12 protein-coding genes and 1 tRNA gene are annotated in these 20,212 nt (G+C 41.0%); 9 read left to right on the forward strand and 4 right to left on the reverse strand.

Going from position 1 to position 20,212, the window contains the following annotated elements:
* Window positions 1–38 precede the first annotated feature (38 nt).
* The 3 genes from HXT58_RS01670 to purT form a co-directional block, all read right to left on the reverse strand.
* Entirely contained in the window at window positions 39–3,794 is a 3,756-nt protein-coding gene (locus tag HXT58_RS01670; RefSeq protein ID WP_421775644.1) for a phosphoribosylformylglycinamidine synthase, read from the reverse strand.
* 142 nt (window positions 3,795–3,936) lie between these two features.
* Window positions 3,937–4,719 carry a phosphoribosylaminoimidazolesuccinocarboxamide synthase gene (gene purC / locus HXT58_RS01675; protein WP_004105967.1) on the reverse strand — a complete coding sequence of 261 codons (783 nt, stop codon included), beginning with the start codon at window positions 4,717–4,719 and terminating at the stop codon, window positions 3,937–3,939.
* A gap of 175 nt (window positions 4,720–4,894) precedes the next feature.
* The gene (purT, locus tag HXT58_RS01680) at window positions 4,895–6,178 is read right to left on the reverse strand and encodes a formate-dependent phosphoribosylglycinamide formyltransferase (RefSeq protein ID WP_101886090.1); all 1,284 of its coding nucleotides are present in this window, start codon (window positions 6,176–6,178) and stop codon (window positions 4,895–4,897) included.
* A gap of 139 nt (window positions 6,179–6,317) precedes the next feature.
* On the opposite strand from purT, the gene HXT58_RS01685 reads away from it, so the two are divergent.
* Window positions 6,318–6,393 (forward strand) — tRNA-His (locus HXT58_RS01685).
* A 178-nt stretch (window positions 6,394–6,571) separates the two neighbouring features.
* Here HXT58_RS01685 and HXT58_RS01690 read toward each other — a convergent pair.
* A complete protein-coding gene (locus tag HXT58_RS01690) occupies window positions 6,572–6,757 on the reverse strand; it encodes a hypothetical protein (protein WP_421775645.1) in 186 nt (61 codons plus the stop codon).
* Between the two features lie 46 nt (window positions 6,758–6,803).
* Between HXT58_RS01690 and HXT58_RS01695 the strand changes: the two genes are divergently transcribed.
* From HXT58_RS01695 to HXT58_RS01730, 8 genes are all read left to right on the forward strand, one after another.
* On the forward strand, window positions 6,804–10,577 hold the full coding sequence (locus HXT58_RS01695; protein WP_421775646.1) for a Rib/alpha-like domain-containing protein: 3,774 nt from the start codon (window positions 6,804–6,806) through the stop codon (window positions 10,575–10,577).
* 233 nt (window positions 10,578–10,810) lie between these two features.
* Window positions 10,811–12,547, forward strand: coding sequence for a SpaH/EbpB family LPXTG-anchored major pilin (locus tag HXT58_RS01700; protein ID WP_180946750.1), 1,737 nt, complete (start codon window positions 10,811–10,813; stop codon window positions 12,545–12,547).
* Window positions 12,548–12,636: 89 nt separating this feature from the next.
* A complete protein-coding gene (locus tag HXT58_RS01705) occupies window positions 12,637–13,650 on the forward strand; it encodes a class C sortase (RefSeq protein ID WP_415696154.1) in 1,014 nt (337 codons plus the stop codon).
* Between the two features lie 216 nt (window positions 13,651–13,866).
* Window positions 13,867–16,566 (forward strand): FtsK/SpoIIIE family DNA translocase, encoded by a 2,700-nt coding sequence (locus HXT58_RS01710; protein ID WP_004118953.1) that lies wholly within the window; start codon window positions 13,867–13,869, stop codon window positions 16,564–16,566.
* Between the two features lie 78 nt (window positions 16,567–16,644).
* Window positions 16,645–17,325: a CDP-diacylglycerol--glycerol-3-phosphate 3-phosphatidyltransferase gene (gene pgsA / locus HXT58_RS01715; protein ID WP_032835516.1), complete on the forward strand. Its 681-nt coding sequence runs from the start codon at window positions 16,645–16,647 to the stop codon at window positions 17,323–17,325.
* 109 nt (window positions 17,326–17,434) lie between these two features.
* Window positions 17,435–18,124, forward strand: a complete 690-nt coding sequence (locus HXT58_RS01720) for a CinA family protein (RefSeq protein WP_421775647.1) — start codon at window positions 17,435–17,437, stop codon at window positions 18,122–18,124.
* Window positions 18,125–18,329: 205 nt separating this feature from the next.
* Window positions 18,330–19,469 (forward strand): recombinase RecA, encoded by a 1,140-nt coding sequence (gene recA, locus HXT58_RS01725; protein WP_004118965.1) that lies wholly within the window; start codon window positions 18,330–18,332, stop codon window positions 19,467–19,469.
* A gap of 31 nt (window positions 19,470–19,500) precedes the next feature.
* Entirely contained in the window at window positions 19,501–20,169 is a 669-nt protein-coding gene (locus HXT58_RS01730; RefSeq protein ID WP_004118976.1) for a regulatory protein RecX, read from the forward strand.
* The last annotated feature ends 43 nt before the right edge of the window (window positions 20,170–20,212 follow it).

Here is a 20,212-nt window from a genome sequence, read left to right on the forward strand (position 1 = left end):
GTTATTTTGATACAAGTTTTGTAACTGTAAACTAAAGCTCATGCAGTGAAATATTCAACGCCAGCTTCAAACAATGGTTGCTCATGGAAATCAGGAATATTGACATACAAGTCACGACCTGCGCGCTCGCAATGTCCCATTTTTCCAAAAACTCTACCGTCTGGGCTTGTAATACCTTCTACTGACATCATTGAGCCGTTAGGATTTACATTTAAGCTCATACTTGGTACGCCATTGCTGTCAACATATTGTGTAGCTATTTGACCGTTTTTAATAAGCTTTTCCATAACTTCGTTAGTAGCAATAAAGCGACCTTCTCCGTGAGAAATTGCAACAGTATGCATGTCTCCAACTTGCGTATTTGCTAACCATGGTGAAAGATTTGAAGCAACTCTAGTGCGAACAATCCTACTTTGGTGTCTGCCAATAGTGTTGTAGGTAAGAGTTGGGCAGTTAGAATCCATAGGAACAATATCTCCAAAAGGAACCAAGCCTAGCTTAATAAGCGCTTGGAAGCCATTGCAAATTCCAAGCATTAAACCGTCACGATTATTAAGCAAGTCACGAACTGCGTCTGTTACTGCTGGATTCCTAAAGAATGCTGTAATGAATTTCGCAGAACCGTCCGGCTCATCGCCTCCGGAGAAGCCTCCTGGAATCATTACAATTTGACTCTTTTTAATCTCTTCAACCAATTGTTCAGCTGATTGTGCAATATCTTTTGCACTTAAATTATTAATAATAAGCGTATGAGCGTCTGCTCCAGCTTTTTCAAAAGCAGCTTGCGTATCGTATTCGCAATTATTTCCAGGGAAAACCGGGATAATAACGCGCGGATGCGAAAGCGGATTTAGTTTTCCTGTGTGCATGTGATTTGTAGTAGAAACATTAGTTTTGTTATTAATAGTTTCTACAATCTCGCCAGGCTTTTTATACGGGAAGATTGAGGAAAGTTCGCTTTCCCAAACCTTTTGCAAATCACTTAAATCAATTTCTTCGCTATTTGATGAAGTAATTGCGTAATTTTCAGTTGTTTCGCCAACAATCTCAACGTCAACCAAGCTTGTATTAGCTAAAGATGGAATTTCAGCGTCTTCCTTGAGTTCAACGTAGAAGCTTCCATATGCTGGCTTAAATAAATCATCGTCGCTTAAATTGTTGAATAATTTAAAACCAATATGATTTCCAAGCGTCATTTTGAATAAGCTCTCTGCGCTAGCACCGTAGCCAGGAGTAGATATAGCAAGAGCTTGCTTGTTTTTCGTAATATTTTCTACAATTTCTAGTGCTTTCAGGAAGCTTTCTTTTTCTGGAGTGATTCCGTCAGATTTATACTTTGGAGCAATACGTATAACTTTATGATTTACACCCTTAAATTCAGGTGAAACAGTTAAACGTGCATCTCCAGTAGAAACAGCAAACGAAATCAAAGTTGGTGGCACATCCAGATTCTCAAAACTACCGCTCATAGAATCCTTGCCGCCAATAGCACCAACGCCAAAATCAAGCTGTGCACTTAAAGCACCAAGAACTGCTGCAGCTGGTTTTCCCCAACGCTCTGGAATATCGTGAGGCTTGCCAAAATATTCTTGCAAACTCAAGTAAGCACGTTCGCGCGTGAAACCGCTAGCTGCTAGCTTTGCCAATGATTCAACAACAGCAACATAGGCACCAGTGAATTGGTTTTTTTCCATTAAATACGGATTAAAGCCCCAAGCCATTGCGGAAGCTGTGTTTGTTTCGCCAAATACTGGGAATTTAGCAACCATAGCTTGAGCAGGAGTAAGCTGACGGCGACCGCCAAAAGGCATAAGCACAGTAGCAGCGCCAATAGTAGAATCAAATCGTTCAGATAAGCCTTTATTTGAAGCAATATTAATATCCGAAACTAAGTTATGCATGCGCTTTTCTAACGGCAAATTTGACTGATTCTGCCATGGAGTTTCGTAAGATTCTCCACTTTCAATATGCAGTATCTGCTGTTTTGGAGCGCCATTAGAAGCTAAGAATGCTCTGCTTAAGTCAACAATGGTTTTTCCACGCCAAGTCATTCGCATTCGCGCTTCTTCAGTAACAGTCGCTATTATTTCTGCTTCAAGATTTTCTTCACGAGCATACTTCAAAAATTCTTCAGCATCACTTGACGCAACGTCGACAGCCATGCGCTCTTGAGATTCAGAAATAGCAAGCTCAGTGCCATCGAGACCTTCATACTTTTTAGAAACTTTGTCGAGATTAATAGTTAAGCCGTCGGCAATTTCGCCAGTTGCGACAGAAACGCCGCCAGCGCCAAAATCGTTGCAACGCTTAATAAGTTGGCAAGCATCCTTGCGTCGGAAAAGTCGTTGGAGTTTTCGCTCAATAGGAGCATTACCTTTTTGAACTTCAGCTCCGCACTCTTCAATACTTTCAACATCTTGAGCTTTAGAAGCGCCGGTAGCACCACCAATGCCATCTCTGCCAGTGCGTCCACCAAGAAGAATAATCACATCGCCAGGAGCTGGAGTTTCTCTGCGCACATGGTCGGCTGGGGTAGCGGCAACAACCGCACCAACCTCCATACGTTTTGCAACATAACCCGGATGATAAAGTTCATGCACTTCGCCAGTAGCTAAACCAATTTGATTTCCGTAAGAAGAGTATCCTGCGGCGGCAGAAGTTACGATTTTTCGCTGTGGAAGCTTACCGTTTAAAGTCTCGCTAATAGGCGTGCGTGGATCTGCAGCACCAGTTACGCGCATTGCTTGATACACGTAAGAGCGTCCAGAAAGAGGATCGCGGATGCAGCCACCAATGCACGTTGCAGCTCCACCGAAAGGCTCAATCTCTGTAGGATGATTATGTGTTTCGTTTTTAAACAGGAATAGCCAATCTTCGTCGTGACCGTTTACGTCCACTTTAACTTTTACTGTGCAAGCGTTGATTTCTTCTGACTCGTCCAAATTTTTAAGCTCGCCAGTATGCTTTAAGTATTTTGCGCCAATAGTTGCCATATCCATAAGGCAAACAGGCTTATTTTCGCGATTTAGTTCTTTTCGCAAATCAAGATAACGGCTAAATGCTTCTTGAACAGTGTTATCGTCAATAGAAATATCTGTAAGCTCGGTGCCAAAAGTCGTGTGACGGCAGTGGTCGGACCAGTACGTATCAATAACGCGAATTTCTGTAATAGTAGGATTTCTATGTTCTTCACAGAAATACTTCTGGCAGAACTTTGCGTCAGCCAAATCCATTGCCAAACCGCGAGTATTAATAAAGTCTTGTAATCCAGCTTCGTCTAAATCGTTAAATGAGCTAATTACTTCTACATCAGATGGTACAACTGCTTCTCGCTGTAAACTTTTTACCTCATCAAGTGAAGCTTCTCGCGCTTCAACAGGATTAATAACGTAGTGTTTAATATCGTTTAGTGCTTTTTCGTCAAGATCACCTTTTAAAGCGATTACTCTAGCAGTGCGCACTGTTGGACGTTCGCCTTGACTAATAAGTTGAATGCATTCGCTAGCAGATTGCGCACGCTGATCGAATTGACCAGGCAAAAATTCTACAGCAAATACGTGCTCGTCGGTTTCAATAGGCAAGTAATCGTAAGTATTATCAACTGGAGGTTCGCTTAATACTGTTTGCACAGCATTGTCGAATAAATCTTTGCTGATACCTTCAACGTCATAACGGTTAATAATTCTTGCGGAAGTAATCGCGCTTATGCCAAGAATCTCCCTAAGCTCATGTAAAAGCTGTTGCGCTTGAACGTCAAAACCAGTGCGTTTTTCCACATATACGCGAAATACCACGAGAAACCTACCTTGTTGAATGTGCGGTATGAATGCAGTGTTTATTGTTGTATTGGTTTTAAATTATAAATATTAAATTATTCAAAATCACATTAAGAATGCATGTGGCTCGCACCCTTAAAGGTACGAGCCACAACAATCATTATCGTTCTACGCAATCGTCAGGTTTGCGCACAGAAACATCCAAACCTTCGCTTTGAGCTAAAGATGCAAGCCTATCGTGAATTTCTTCATAAGCAGGAATGATGTCGCCTAAATCGCGCCTGAACAAGTCCTTGTCCAAATGACTTACTCCGTTCGTACCAGCATTGCGCTTATCCCAAAGTCTGCAAGTATCAGGAGTTATTTCATCAGCGAGAAGAATATTTCCTTCGGCGTCCACGCCCTCTTCAATCTTGAAGTCGACAAGCTGAACATCAATCTTTGAGAAAATATCCAACAAAGCATTGTTAACAGCATGAGCTTGACGAGTGACTTCTGCTATTTCTTCATCTGTTGCTAATCCAAGAGCCACAACGCCTTCAGGATTAATAAATGGATCACCAAGCTCGTCGGACTTTACGCAGAACTCCAACAATGGCTTCTTTAAAGGTGTTCCTTCTTTAACGTTATAACGTTTTGCAAAAGAACCTGCAGCAGTATTTCGCATAATAATTTCCAGTGGGAACATGCGCATACGCTTTACAAGTTGTTCAGTATCGGAAATTCGTCCGAGGAAGTGGCTTTTTACGCCGCGCGCCTCAAGTAAATGGAATAGTAACGAAGTAATCCGGTTATTTAAACTGCCTTTACCTGCAATCTGAGCTTTCTTCAGACCGTTACCAGCTGTTGCCTGGTTCATGTATTCAACCCATAGCACATTGGTGTCATCGGTAGCATACAGTTTTTTGGCTTTGCCTTCGTACAACTTCTCAAGTTTTTCCATGATATGCCCTCTCTTATGTGCATTCACAGTTGTAGGCGCAAACCAACAATATTTGTAGGTTTACCTGACCTTTGCTAGCACGATTAGCGTAACAATTGTTACCTACAAAATTTCCCTTCGTGCATACTGTAAATTATTATCTTTTTTAACTCCTATGCCTTAATTTTCAATGTATCTAAGCATTTGTTTGTGTAGTTTTTAGCGAAATGGCGACGCGTGTCGCATTTTCTCTAGCTTCTTCTTGCGTTAATCCAGTAGCTAAAGAAACTGCCATGCGTCTGTGACCATGTACAGAAGGCTTAGCAAAAATACGCAAGTTGCATCGATAATTTTCGCCAGATTGCAAAGCTTGAGCAATATTCGTAAAACCAACAGATCCTTCCGCCTTAATAACAATGGCGTGACTTGCTGCAACTTCATTATTTTTCAAAGAAAGCTCAGTATAGTTAGCTGTAACTGGAACTCCCAAAATAGCCAATGCATGCAATGCAAATTCACTGTAATGCTGCGAAATCATAGTTACCATGCCAGTATCGTGTGGGCGAGGTGACAATTCATTAAAAAGCAAAGAGCCATCAGTAAGCACGAATAATTCGACTCCATAAACGCCCCAACCTGCTTCGCCAGCTTCTTGCGCAATATCAGTCAAACCTTCTACAGCGCGCTTTGCAATATCTTTCGCATTAGTGCGGATCGATTCAGGAATATTTGCAGGCTGCCAAGATTCTCTATAGTCTCCGTCTTGCTGACGCTGAGCGATCGGCTCACAAGTAGTAATTCCTGCGCAAGAGCTTATTGTAAGTACTGTAAGCTCATAATCAAGCGGAGCTAAAGCTTCAACAATAACGCGTGAACACTCATTCTCATGACCAGCTGCTGCACGCCTGCCATGCTGAGCTTCATTCCAAGCTGCAAGCAAATTTTCAGAACTACGAACTATTGACTGACCGTGACCAGAAGAGCTCATAACAGGCTTAACTACACAAGGATATCCAACTTTTTTAGCTCCATCCTCTAACTCTTCATAAGATGAAGCGAAACAATACGGTGTAGTAGGCAGTCCTAAATCTTCGTGCGCAATTCTACGCAAGCGCTCGCGATCCATTGCAATCGCGGCAATATCTGAGCTAGGAACGACTTGAATATTCTTTTTAGCAGCATCTTTCAAAACTTCAGTAGCAATAGCTTCAACTTCTGGAATAATAATGTCAGGATTCACATTTGAAATAAGTTCTTGCAATTCTTGTGGATTCGACATATCTAGCACGTGGTATTCGTGAGCTATTTGTATTGCTGGAGCGTTTTTGTAGCTATCGGCAGCGCATACTCGCACGCCTAGTCGCATAAGCTCAATCGCAATTTCCTTGCCAAGCTCGCCAGATCCAAGAAGAAGCGCGGTTGTGTTGTTACTGTTTTCAGTTACGCCAAATATGCGCTGATTTTGCTCAGAAAAACTCATACATCCATTGTTGCATTTGCCATTGTCGAATAATTGATGTTGTTACTACGACGCGCCGAAGTGTGTTGCGCTAGCATAAATCGAGGAAATCGTGTATAGTATCCCTTTGTTGTGTGATTCAATTCGTTTCGCGCACATGGTGGCTATAGCTCAGTCGGTAGAGCATCTGATTGTGGTTCAGAAGGTCGCGCGTTCAAGCCGCGTTAGCCACCCCACTTGAACGGCAGGTAAATATCTGCCGTTTTTTGTTTTTTGGATTGCAATATTTTTGCCTATAACCCGTATATAACCCCGAATTTAGGAATTTTTACGAATATTAAGAAATTTGCAAATTTTACTTGAAATTTTTCATGGGGGGGGGGTATAACAACGTATGTGCTTAGCAGTAGTGCACTACATTATCTTGCGTTTAAGTTTTTGGCGTGAATTAGTCTGCTGATTTTGGGCATGATTGTGCTTGCTTGCGTTCGTATCGACGTTTGCTTTGGTGATTTGTGATATTTCGCGCTCATTTGCTGCTGATAATGCAGTGTTCTGCACCCCGGGCAATGCTTGTTGATTCATAAAACCAACAGGCATGAGTATTCGAGCAGCTTTTAGATTTTTAAGAAATCGAGGCGTTAGAATGTCACGGCTTCACGGCTGTTTCTCTAACCTTATACGTATAACTTGTAGTTTTATGAATTGTCATCATGCGCTTGATGATGTTAACGGTTCTGTAACTTTACAAAAATCTAAAAGGTGCACTAAAGGGTGCTCTATTGCTAGCGCTTCTAAATTGTATTACATTCGTCGCGCGGCTCTTGCGTTGATTGTTGCTGTGGCGACTATTCTTGCTGTGCTCGTCTTGCCTACTAAGCATGCTAGCGCTGCGCAGGTTATGTGGTCGTATGGTGGCTATGGATATTTTACTGCTAATGGTAATGGTATTGGTAATGCTATTGAAAATATGCATATTGCACCAACACTTACTAAGGATTCTAATGGTACTCATGTGCAGTATGAAATATATTTTAACTATGCTTTTAAGGAGAAGTTAAATCCTCAGCCTAGACAGCGTATTCCAGCACGAGTCACTTTTTACGTAGATCTTCCGAAACAGCTTATTACAGACACTATTAGAGTGAAAAGAGATAGGCGAAATGTTTACGAGAAAAAGTGGAATGACTGGACAAGTCAGAATGATAAAGGCATCCCAGAAACAATGAAAAATTGGGATAAGTATTGGGGCTGGTCTAGAACAATTTCTCGTTGGCATTATACGTATGGTAGTAACGATTTTAATGGTCAGTGGGAAGATACTGTTGGCAATGGTAATTTTGGCTGTGGATATAATACTGATCCTTCGTCTAAATTTAAGAATTACAGTTTATGCGAAATAAAGAAGTGGCATGACAATGGCGACTTTGGTATAATGCTGCGTTCGTTTGAAAGTGCTAATTCTACGACTTGCTACCGTTGGGTTATTACTGCAGATGTGCCAGATGGTACTGATATTCGTTACATGCCTATTATTGCTGGATATCAGTCTACTAATGCTGAATCTCATGAGCGTGATTATGCAACTTATGGTCCGTATGATCACGATGGTGATGGCATACCAGATAACGTGGAGTGGGATAATAGTACCGATCCAACTAAGCCTGGTGGATTACATTTTGAGGAGTCGGAGGATTCACAGCCTCGTCAAGCTTCTTCCGTAAGAGCTTATACTGATGATGGTCATTGGCATGAGAATGATGGTGATTACTTCGATAATAAGGGTAGTTTTGTTCCTGATTATGGCAGTGACGGTAAAAGAGGTAGGCTGTACGATCATATTCCTAAGAATCTTACTTATTCTATTGATGGTAACGCTTATTTTGATAACAATAAGAGTTCCAATGCTCAAGTTACTTTTGATGATCCTAATAGTCCGAAGCCAGAGACTTTGCAACAAGGTCATGCGTGGATTGACAAGTCCACAGGCAAAGTGTATTTTAACCCGGCAGACTCGCATAAGAATCATACAGTTTATATACCGATTAAGGTAACTTATCCTAATCCAAGTAACTACAGCTGTAATCATCCTCAGCCTTTTTCAGAGACGGTTGTCGCTAAATTCAAAGTTTGGCCTATGTCTCATTTTTATAAGCCTGTGTATCCAGATTATGATAAAAAACAGGTGCAAGCTGGAAAATCAATTACGTCGGTTCCAAAAAACGAGGGGATTACTAAAGGCGATTTTCCGAAAGGTACTAGTTTTGAGCTTGGTAAGAGTAATAAATATTCTAAACCAGTGCTTTCTTGGTCAAAAATGACTAATGCTAATACTGGTGAGGTAACTTTTACTCCGAGCAAACCTCAAGATCCTAATAATTACGATACTCCTGTAATTGCTCACTATCCTGATGGCTCAAGTAGTACGGATAATGGGCAGGTTTATGCTCACGTTAAAGTAACGCCACTTACTGTAGGCAATAACGATTTAGGTTTTTCTATTGCTGAGGGTGCAGGTATGCACGATTTCGGTAGTAACTATTCCGACCGTATTACTTATGGTTCGTATCATACGGATCATTACACGAATCTTGATAAAGATAAGCAGATAGACAAGAATAGGCTTCTTATACCTGACGCGTGGTCTTCGAATAATAAGTCTCCGATTACATTCCGCGCTATTTGCCACGAAGAAAATAAGGATAATTATACGCTTCTTAAATGGGATGAAGCGAAAAACAGGTCTGTCGGTGAGGTTAACGGATTAAAGTTTACAGCTTTTCATCAATGGAAAATCGCTACGGAAGACGAAGAAAACAAGTGCAGGAATAATAAAGACTGTAATCTCAATGATTTTAAGTACTCGTATTTAACTAAAGATGAGTACAACACGAATACTATGGCTCGTTCTCGCGCGATTATTACTGGAACGCCTAGGAAAAGCGGTAAGTACGAGTGTCGCGTGTTTGCTTTTAACAATGCTGTTAGTCTTAAGAATTTCGATGACATAATTGTCAATGATACTGGCGGAAGTGTTGTTTATAAGAAAATGCTCTTTGCTAATTATGGTACTAAGGGCGAGACTAAGGATTCAAAGGGTAAAGATTGGAATGATCAAACTTTAAAGTTTAGTGTTAAAGCTTCTTACGCGCATAGGAATAATCCTAGTTACGTGCCGTTGAAAGTGAAGGCTGGTGAATATCATGCAAGCCTTACTAACGGTTATAAGAATGTTACTGATGTGCCTAAGAGTAAGAAAGGTGCTAATAATGCTACTCATCAGGATGATATAGAAGAAGGCGCGCTTCCAGACGGCACTTGGTTTGAGTTTGATGAAAACCAGTATAAGAAAGATAATTCTGGTTGGTATAAGAAGGATAAGGGTCATCCTTATGGAATGTCTTTCTACGATAATGGTCAAGATAATAAGCCTAGCGATGGTGGGAAGACTGGTAAAAACCATGGTACGGGTGATGGTTCTCACTATGGAGTGATGTCTTTTAAGCCGCTTAAGTGGCAGAAGCCTGGCGTGTATAAAATTCCTGTGATCGTACATTATCCGGACGGTTCAAAGTCTACGGATAAAGATGCTGGTAATGGGGATGGCATAAGTAAACCAAATCCAGTGTACGCGCAAGTGACAGTGGATCCTATGGAAGGCGATGATATAAAGCTTCGAGTGCTAAGGTCAGATTCTCCTGACGCGCCTGATATTAGTGATACTGATGGTCAGTTTGGAAGTGGTAGCGGTCTTACCATTATGAGTGGCATGAGTCTTATGTATAGACCGTTTATTGACGCTTGGTCTACAAAAGACGTGTGGAATAGTGGTAATAAAACTGAGAAGAAAATAGGCTTGGAAGTTTTATGCGAAAATGATGACCGTGATTTTGTTTCAAAACTTGCGGGTATGAAAGCAAGTAATCCAATTACATGGAGTCATATTGATACGTACTCCGAGCGTGAGAAATGTAAGAATAATTCTAATTGCAACGCGCAGCATAAATTGTATAGCTATAACGCTAAGGATAATCCGAATAATCCGTTCGATGCTGCTCAACGTACTACTGCTACGCTCGATGGTATTCCAGAAAAAACTGGTGACTATCAGTGCGTTGCTTGGGCTTTGAAACCAGAAGCTAAGAAATCTTTTGATGGTATGAGTAATCATCATGGTGCTAAATATGATTTGTTGAATGAAGTTTACGGTGATCAGTACACCAGGGGTAAAGATTACGAGTTTAAGACTTTCATGATTCACGTTGTGAAACCATTCGCGCTGCCAAAGACCGGCGGATGCGGCTGGAATGCGTCTTTGTGCGTTGTTTCTGCGATGTTGTCTAGTTTGATTGCTGCTGTGTTTGTAATGGATCAAACTAAGCGCGGTCACGAGTTGCTTGGAAGGTGGCGACTCGTATGAAGCTTTTCTACTGGGTGCATGTTTTTAATGTGCGTGTTTTTGATGCAAAATCTCATGGAATTTTGGAGCGTGATATTGCAACATAATATTCCTAAACTTAAAAAATTTACTCATTTATGAGCAAATTGCGTGAATAATTCGAAATTCGGTTAAAACCGATAAACAATTACATACTTACATCAAAATTTCAAAACTTTTAATTGCTGGAAACAGCATTTATGAAAGGAATGAATATGAACAAATTCACTAAACAATGCGTGGCGGCATTCGCCTCGCTCGCAATGGCTGGCACGCTGTGCGTTGCCGGTGCTGTGGTGGCAAACAACGTAGCATTTGCTAATAGTCCAAGTGCTGAAGCTGCTAAGCCAGCACCTTGGTCTGAAGCTGGTAAGAAGCTGACTGGTACTATCACCATTCATAAGAAGGATGATACTTCTGGTACACCTGTTGGTCTTAACGGTGCAACCTTTACAATTCAGAAGGTTAGTACGATTGATAGCGCTGCTGTTCCTGATCTTACTAAGCAAGATGATTGGATTAAGCTTGCCTCTAAAGTTAAGGAACTTAACGAAGCTGCAAAAGCTGGTAATACTACCAAAGTCGGCTTTGATGACAAATTTGGCACTAATGGCAAGATGAACCAAGACACGAAAACAGTTGGTAATGAAAAAGGCGTTGCAAAGTTCGATAATCTTGCAATCGGCTTGTACTACGTTGAGGAAACTAAAGTGCCAACAGGATATAGCCCTGAGTTTACTCCATTCTTTATAACTGTTCCGCAAATTACGCGTGAAGATAAAGCAGCTGCCAACACTTATACGTATGATGTAAGCGTTTCTCCAAAGAACTGGAATGCTAATGGTGGTATTACTAAGGATGCTCAAACTAGCAAGATGGTAGGCGATGGAGACACGCTTCCATACGTGATTACCGCTAAGGTGAAGCTTCCACTAACACCTGCAATGGATAACAATAAGTTAGCAAACTCTAATTTCAAAGGCTTTAAGGTTTGGGATGATGCGTTAATATCCGCATATAGCAACCTTGACAAGTTTGGTGATACTGTAAGTAATTATAAGGTTTACGTTGGTGAGTACAATTCCAGCACTAAAGCTTTGAAGCAGGGTGCTGTTGAGTTAACTAAAGCAGCTAATGATTTTAGTGTAAGTGATAGTACTAATACGCCTAAGGATAATACTCGTAAGCGCATTCTGTTCACATTCCAAGATTCTGGTTTAGCTAAAATTGCTAACGAGTTTGGAACAGATTCTAAAGCGTACGCTAGTAAGGATATTCGAGTTCAGGTAACTTTGAATCTTAAGATTAAGAGCGATTTTGGTACAAAAAGTGTAAAGACTACACTTACCAACAAGTATGGTTTTAACCCAGGCGGAGACAGCGGCAAGGATACACCTGGTAACGATACCAATACTGTATTCCACAAGTTCCATATCTTGAAGTATGACGGCACTGATACCTCGAAGAAGACAGTTCTTTCTGGAGCAGAGTTCAAGGCGTTTGCTGATAAAACTGAAGCTGTAAAGTGTGCAAAGGATCCAAGTGGAAATAATTGCAATAGTGCTATGCCTGGCTTTGCTGCTGCTGCCACTACTGCAGGAACTTCTACCATCACTACAACTGGCACTGACGGTAAGACTTCTGATTATGTTGTCAAGACTACTGATCAGAATAGCAAGATTTATCTTGTTGAGGTTAATGCTCCAAAAGGTTATGTTCGCTCAGAAGATGTTCATGAAGTGAATACTGCTAAAGCAAGCGATACTGAATCGCTTGAAGTTCCGATTGCTGATGTTCCAACGAGCAATAACATCGACCACTGGTTCAAGCTTCCAAAGACCGGTGCTTATGGCGTGTTTATTTTCGCTATCGCTGGCATTGTTTTGATTGCTGCAAGCGTGTTTATTTACACTCGTAACAATCGCAAAGAAGAAGATAAGCAGCGCGCTTAGTATTCTTCTAACGTAAATATATTATAAAAAACTCAGGGGGTTGGGTGGTATTTGCTTAGCCCCCTGTTTTACTTTTTGGAAGTGGATTTATGAGTTTTACTAAATTTGCAAAAGCTTGCCGCAGCAGCTTAGAGAGATTAGTGCGATTAGCAGGCTTACATATTCTTAAATCCACTCCCAATGAATCGTCTGCAAACGAATCTTCTGCAGACTCAGATTCTGCAAATCCCAAAAAATCTGTTTTTAAATGCGTTATTGAACCAATCATTCTGGCGCTAGCTGCAATTCTATGCTTCACCTACCCAGTGGCATCAACACTGTGGAATAATCACGTGTCTAAACAAATTTCCATAGATTACGACAAAGTAACTTATAATCAAGCCGCTAGCGTGCGACAATCTATTCTAAAAAGTGCGCGAAAATACAATGCGCGCAGAAAAAAAATTTTTACAGCCGATCCGTATGACGGTAGTGACAATTACAAAAAAACAGCAGACTATAAGTCATATATCAAACAACTAGACGAACCAATGGGAATTATGGGAATCATAAAAATCCCAAAAATAGGCGTAAAACTACCGATTTATCATGGTGCTTCGCGCGATGTTCTAGCTCGCGGAGCAGGGCACTTGTATGGCACAGATTTGCCAGTGGGCGGCAAAAACAGGCATACTGTTATCACAGCTCATACTGGTTTGCCTACAGCAACCATGTTTGACGGTTTAATCGATATGAAGCGTGGAGACTACTTCTACATTGATGTACAGGGCTATACAATGCGCTATAAGGTGTTTCGCATTAGCGTGGTTGATCCGCATGATATTAGTTTGTTGCAGCGTGAAAAGGGTCGCGATTTAGCGACGTTGCTTACATGTACGCCGTATGGTGTTAACTCGCATAGATTGCTAGTGACGGGGTATCGCGTGCTGCCGGACCCAGCGCATGCTCCAGAAGATCATCTTCAGTGGCCATTCTGGATGACTATGTTCCTTATAGCATTGATAAGTTGCGCGGTGGTTCTTGCCACAATGATTATTGCTATAGTTCGAAAACGTCGTAATAATAATATTGCGCCGCAAGGAATGCATATTTGTGAAAAATAAATACATGATTGCTTATTGTGAAAGAAAGAAGTGATATATCAGCGATTTATCAGTTGATGAAATACTTGAGGAATGTGCATCATATTAGCATTAGAGTAAGCGGTAATTGGTTCATTTAAATAACCTCAGTCTATGGAGTAGACTGGTATGGTTACGCATATGTATGTTGATGATGACATGGCGTACTAAATAGCACATGGTGCAGAAGGAGTATTTATGGCTGGTAAGGCTTCACCTAGTGAACCATTGTGGGAGACAATTCTCCTGTTTGTGCCTAGAACTTTAGGAAAGTTAGTGCGCTCGCTTTTTGGTGTTGGAGAATACGATGAGGCATATCGCAGGGACGGTTTGTGCTTCGTTATGCTTGTTCTTGCGATTTTATTCTGCGCATCAGAATGGTTTAGAGTTAGTGGATTTATTGGAGTAGGTCTCCATTTTGTGTCTTCTAGTTTGCTTGGAATTATGAGCGTTGTTCTGCCTGTATGGTTAAGCGTTGTCGCTTTTAGGTTGATGCGTAACAGTGGAGTTGGCTCTGGTAATCCTCGTGTTATTAGCGGATTTATTATTCTATTGTTATCTGTTTGCTCAATTCTTGATATTTCTTCTGCGCCTCGCGGAAAAGCATTTAATTTAGGAACTGTGCAAAAGTCAGGTGGGTTGTTAGGTTTTGTGCTTGGATCTCCGCTATCGTGGGGTCTTTCTCGTATTTTTGCAATTATTATTTTTGTAGTAGCTGCTATTTTTTCGATATTAATGATTACTCGCCTTCATGTAACTGATATAGCTCAAGGTGTTGCTACTATTTTTGCTAAATATAACAGTAAAAAATCTTCTGAAGATTTAGGAAACTCTGAAGAAGATAATTCTGACAGCAAAACCAATTCTTTGGAATTTGCAGATGGCGTGCCAACTCACAATGAAGAGTCGTCGAAAAATAATAGCGGATCTTCTCAAATGTCTTCTGTGTTGAAACTGTTTAAATCATTCTTTAAGCGTAAAAACAGTAATAATAATGGGGAATTGCTTGACGAATACGCCGGCGATGATGCATTTTCGCATGCTGCTTCTCACGGTAATAGTGTAGATAATCTTGAAAGAGTTGAACCTCGTAAAGCAAGAACTGTGAGCAGCTCTTCCGATAATAATGCTGCAAATAATTCCCAATTTGAAAATGCTGATAATAATTCAAGTCAACTTACACCTAGAAGTGTTTCATCTTCATCAAAGCCTGTTCCTGAAGAAATATTGCCAAAAGCTCCTATGAGTGATTCCTCTTTATCTGCAAGCGATCCATGGTCAAGTATTCCAGCTGAACGTATGGATCAATATCGCAGGGATCAGGAAGATTCAGATAATGAAAATGCTACCGACAGTGAAAATGGTGCTGGCAATAATAATGAGCCTTCTTTTGATTCTTTCTCTGAACCTTACAAGCTCCCTGATTTGAATCTTTTAGCTCATGGCAAGCCTCATGCTGCGAGAACTCCAGCAAACGATAACGTTATTCGCGCGCTAACTTCTACTTTTGAGCAATTTGACGTCGACGCTCACGTTATTGGATTCCTTAGAGGACCATCTGTTACGCAGTACGAGGTTGAGCTTGGTCCTGGTGTAAAAGTTGAAAAAGTTACGAATTTGCAAAAAAATATTGCATACGCTGTAGCTAGTACGGATGTGCGTATTTTGTCGCCAATTCCAGGAAAGTCTGCTATTGGTATTGAAATTCCAAACGTCGACCGCGAAATTGTGCATTTGGGAGATGTTCTGCGCTCGCAAAAAGCTATGAATGACCCTAATCCTATGCTTACAGGTGTTGGAAAAGATGTTGAAGGTCATTTCGTAACTGCAGCTCTCGATAAAATGCCGCATTTGCTTGTTGCTGGCGCTACCGGCTCTGGTAAGTCGAGTTTTATTAATTCAATGCTTACTTCGATTATTATGAGAGCAACTCCTGAACAAGTTCGCATGATTATGGTCGATCCTAAGCGCGTGGAGCTTTCTGCTTATGCTGGCATTCCGCATTTGCTTACTCCGATTATTACGGATCCTAAGAAGGCTGCGCAGGCTCTTGAGTGGGTTGTTAAAGAGATGGATGCTCGCTATGATGACTTGCAATTCTTTGGTTTCCGTCATGTTAAAGATTTCAACAAGGCTGTTCGTGAAGGAAAGGTTCACGCACCGGCTGGATCTGAGCGAAAAGTTGCTCCATACCCGTATTTGCTTGTGGTTGTGGACGAGATGGCTGATTTAATGATGGTTGCTAAGAACGATGTTGAAAGTTCTATTCAGCGTATTACTCAGCTTGCTCGAGCTGCAGGAGTGCATTTGGTTCTAGCTACTCAGCGCCCGTCTGTTGACGTTGTAACAGGCTTGATTAAAGCAAATATTCCTTCTCGTTTGGCTTTTGCTACTTCGTCTGCTACTGATTCAAGGGTTATTCTCGATACTGTTGGTGCAGAAACTTTGATTGGTCAAGGCGACGCTTTGTTCCTTCCAATGGGTGCTGCAAAACCTCAACGTGTGCAGGGTTCGTGGGTGAGTGAATCTGAAATCCGCAAGGCTGTGGAGTATGTTCGCACGCAGCGTAAACCAAAGTATCGTGAAGATATTGAGCAAATGGCTCAAAAAGCGGATGCTCAAGCTCAAAGCAAGCTTAAAACTAGCGATATTGGCGACGATATGGATGAGTTGCTTCAGGCTGCTGAGCTTGTTGTCAGCTCGCAATTTGGCTCTACTTCAATGCTTCAGCGTAAGTTGCGCGTTGGTTTTGCAAAGGCAGGTCGATTGATGGATTTGCTTGAATCTCGAGGTGTTGTGGGACCTTCTGAAGGTTCTAAAGCTCGCGAAGTTTTGGTTCAGCCGGAAGATTTGCCAAAAGTTTTGGCTTTTATTCGTGGCGAGTCAGATTCGTTATAAGATATTGTATTGTTGTGTACAACACCAAGTTGTGTGTGCTAGAAGTTTTTACTTTGCAGTAGAATGAAGGTTATGCGTATGAAGAAAAAAGCTAAGTCATCATTTTTTGCTGGCTGGAATTATGCTCCAAATATTGTGACTTATATCCGTATTGTGCTTTCGCTTGTTTTTATTGTTTTATATTTGAAAGCAGGTACGTGGGGTTTTGATTCAGTTTCGTTGCGTTGGGCTGCGTTTGTGCTGTTTGTCGTAGCTGCTTCTACGGATAAGCTCGACGGGTGGATGGCTCGTAAATATCATAAGGTTACAGAATTAGGTAAGTTACTTGATCCAATTGCGGATAAAATTCTTATTCTAGCTGCGCTTATTATTGCTTCTGTTTTCGGCGAAATTTATTGGTGGATAACCATCTTGTTCATGATTCGCGAAATTGCTATTACTCTTGTGCGAATTTATGTTGTTAATGTTCGTGGAAGAGTAATTGCTGCATCTTCTGCAGGAAAGTATAAGACTCTTACGCAATCGATTGGTATTGCAATGATTATTGCACCGCTTGTTGCAACTCTTCATGCTAATCCATTGCCTTCTTGGATGGTTTCTTACTATGCAGTGGCTTTTGGCTTGCTTGGTATTTCTTTGGGCTTTGCTTTCTATTCTGCAGTTTTGTATGTCTATAGTGCTTTCTTTGAAGGTTCTTCAGATAGCGAATCTCAAGTTGATGATGCAAAAAATGCAGTTCCTTTGCCTCCTGTGAAGTAAATAAAATCAATAAGTAAACTTCTTGTTTGTAGCTTACGGTTTTTCATAGATTATCCCTAAAGGGTTTATGTTGTGGAAAATCGTAAGCTACAATCATATCGAGCGTATTATGAATAATTCTTCAGATTTTAATACAGTTTCTTTAGCCGCGGATCTATTGGAAAAAAGTTTTATTAAAGGAATGCATATTGCTTCAGCAGAGTCGTTAACTGGCGGGCTTTTGGCTGATGCTTTTGTTTCTGTTCCTGGCGCGTCACGAGTTTTTTGTGGCTCTGCTGTCACTTATGATATTCATGCTAAATCCAAAATTCTTGGTGTAAATTCTAATCTTTTACAATCTGAAGGCGCGGTTTACCAGGATGTTGCTTTTCAGATGGCGCTTGGAGCTGCTCAAATATATCGTGGCGATGGCTGGGAATATGAGGAAGATTGTGAGTGTTGTGCAAATTTTCCTATTATTGGCTTGTCTACAACTGGTGTTGCAGGTCCTGGTCCCGATGGCAATAAACCAGCAGGTTTAGTTTATGTTGGAATATTTTTGCCTAAAGTTAATGATGTTATGGATTCTGTGAAAGATGCGGCTCATAAAGAACTTGAAGATGGATGCGTGAGTAACGTCTATGATTATGATTTTGCTCAAATCGAAAGTCAAAGCGTAACTAAGATTGCGCAATCAAGTGTTGCTTTTGTTTTTGAATTGAGATTATCTGGCAGTCGTCAAGAAGTTCGCGAATCTACTGTATTTCAGTTGTTGAGAATAGCTGATGAGTTGATTGCTTATGTCGAAGATTGTAAGTAGTTGGGTTGTAATCAAGACACGCGCTATCGAACAAATGTTCGCATATGTAGTATACTTGTGTTTGTCGAGATGGTTTAAGCTGAGTTAAGCGTTTAAGTGCTTGGGTTAAATGTTTTATCCACATTGCACAAAAATGCTTGTACTTGAATCTAGTATGGAACTAAGGTCGTTCGATACATAACGGCATGCGAAAGGAGTAGCATACATGGCGCAAACGAAAAGTAAAGGCAGTATTAATCGCCTTATTGATGCGGATAAAACAGATCCGCGTCGCCAAGCAGCGTTGGAAACTGCGTTAGCCAATGTTGAACGACAATATGGAAAAGGTTCTGCAATGCGCTTAGGTGATAGACCTATGCAAGATGTAGAAGTTATTCCTACTGGTTCATTAGCGTTGGACACTGCTTTGGGGATTGGCGGTGTTCCTAGAGGGCGAATAGTTGAAGTCTACGGTCCTGAGTCTTCTGGTAAAACAACTCTTGCTTTGCATATTGTTGCAAATGCTCAAAAAAATGGTGGGGTAGCGGCATTTATTGATGCTGAGCATGCGTTGGATCCTGTCTATGCGAGAAAGCTTGGAGTAGACACGGATGCTCTTATTGTTTCTCAGCCAGATAACGGTGAGCAGGCATTGGAAATTGCTGATATGCTTATTCGTTCTGGGGCGTTAGATGTTATTGTTGTTGATTCTGTAGCGGCATTAGTTCCTAAAGCTGAAATCGATGGCGATATGGGAGATAGTCATGTGGGTTTACAAGCTCGCTTAATGAGTCAGGCGTTGCGTAAGATGACTGGTGCTCTTTCACAAGCTGGCACTACTGCTATTTTTATTAATCAGCTTCGTGAAAAAATTGGTGTATTCTTTGGTAATCCTGAAACTACCACTGGTGGTAAAGCTTTGAAGTTCTATGCGTCTGTGCGTATGGATATTCGCAGAGTTTCTACTATTAAAGAGGGCGAAGAAGCTGTTGGCAACCGAACTAAAGTTAAGATTGTCAAGAATAAAATGGCTCCGCCTTTCAAAACTGCTGAGTTTGATGTTCTTTACGGAGAAGGTATCTCTACTGAAGGTTCTGTTATCGATATGGGGCTGCAAGCTGAAGTTATTAAGAAATCTGGTTCTTGGTTTACTTATGACGGTGAGCAGCTTGGACAAGGTCGTGAAAACGTCCGTAAGTTCTTGAAAGATAATCCAGCTATTACTGAAGAAATTAGCGAAAAAGTCAAAGCTTCGTTAGGTTTAATGCATCCTGAAGATCAATTCGCTGAAGATTCTGAACTAGATCAATTCGCTGATGATTCTGTAGCTAAAAATTCTGCACAAAAGTCATCCGAATCGAAGTAATAATAAGATTACAGTGTAAAGCGAATGCAATATGCCTATTAGTGTAGAGAGTTTTCTTCGCGATCATCCAGTAGAGCGGACTGAAGAAGATGACGAAAGTAATAGCGTAAAGCCACATACTCGCAAAAAAATATCGCATAAATCAGTACTTTTAAGCGCAAAAAATAATACAAAAAACATGCCGTATGTAAAAAACACTAAAGTAAGTGATTTAAGCGACGAACTTTGCAATAGTAGTGAAGATGATTGCAGGGAAGCTGCTTTAAGGCTTTTAGATTATGCTCCTCGCTCTGTGATGGACATGCGCAAAAGGCTTAAAGAAAAAGGCTACACGGAAGTTGCTATTGACGCGGTTATTCATCGTTTGCTTGAATTGCATCTTCTTGATGACAATCAATATGCTCAAATGGTGATTCGCTCTTGCGCTGTGAGGCTTCTTGGTGCTAGAGCTACTCGAATGGAATTGCAGCGTAAAAATGTTGATCCTGCTGCTATTTCACAAAACGTAGCTTCTGCTCAAAACTCTGGAGTATTCACTGAAGCAGCGTGGGAACTCGGTCGCAAAACGGCTTCGCGCACGAGAAATCTTGAGCCTTTAGTCAGAAGACGAAGATTTTTCGCAGCAGCTGCAAGAAAAGGTCATGATTTAAACGTTATTAACGAAGTGTATGCAGCTTTATTCGAAAGTAATAACGAATGAATAGTAAAAGAGGCTGGATTATACAAGTAAACCAGCCTCTTTC

Source organism: Gardnerella sp. KA01000, assembly GCF_049244035.1.
In the GTDB taxonomy this organism is placed as follows: Bacteria; Actinomycetota; Actinomycetes; order Actinomycetales; family Bifidobacteriaceae; genus Bifidobacterium; species Bifidobacterium leopoldii.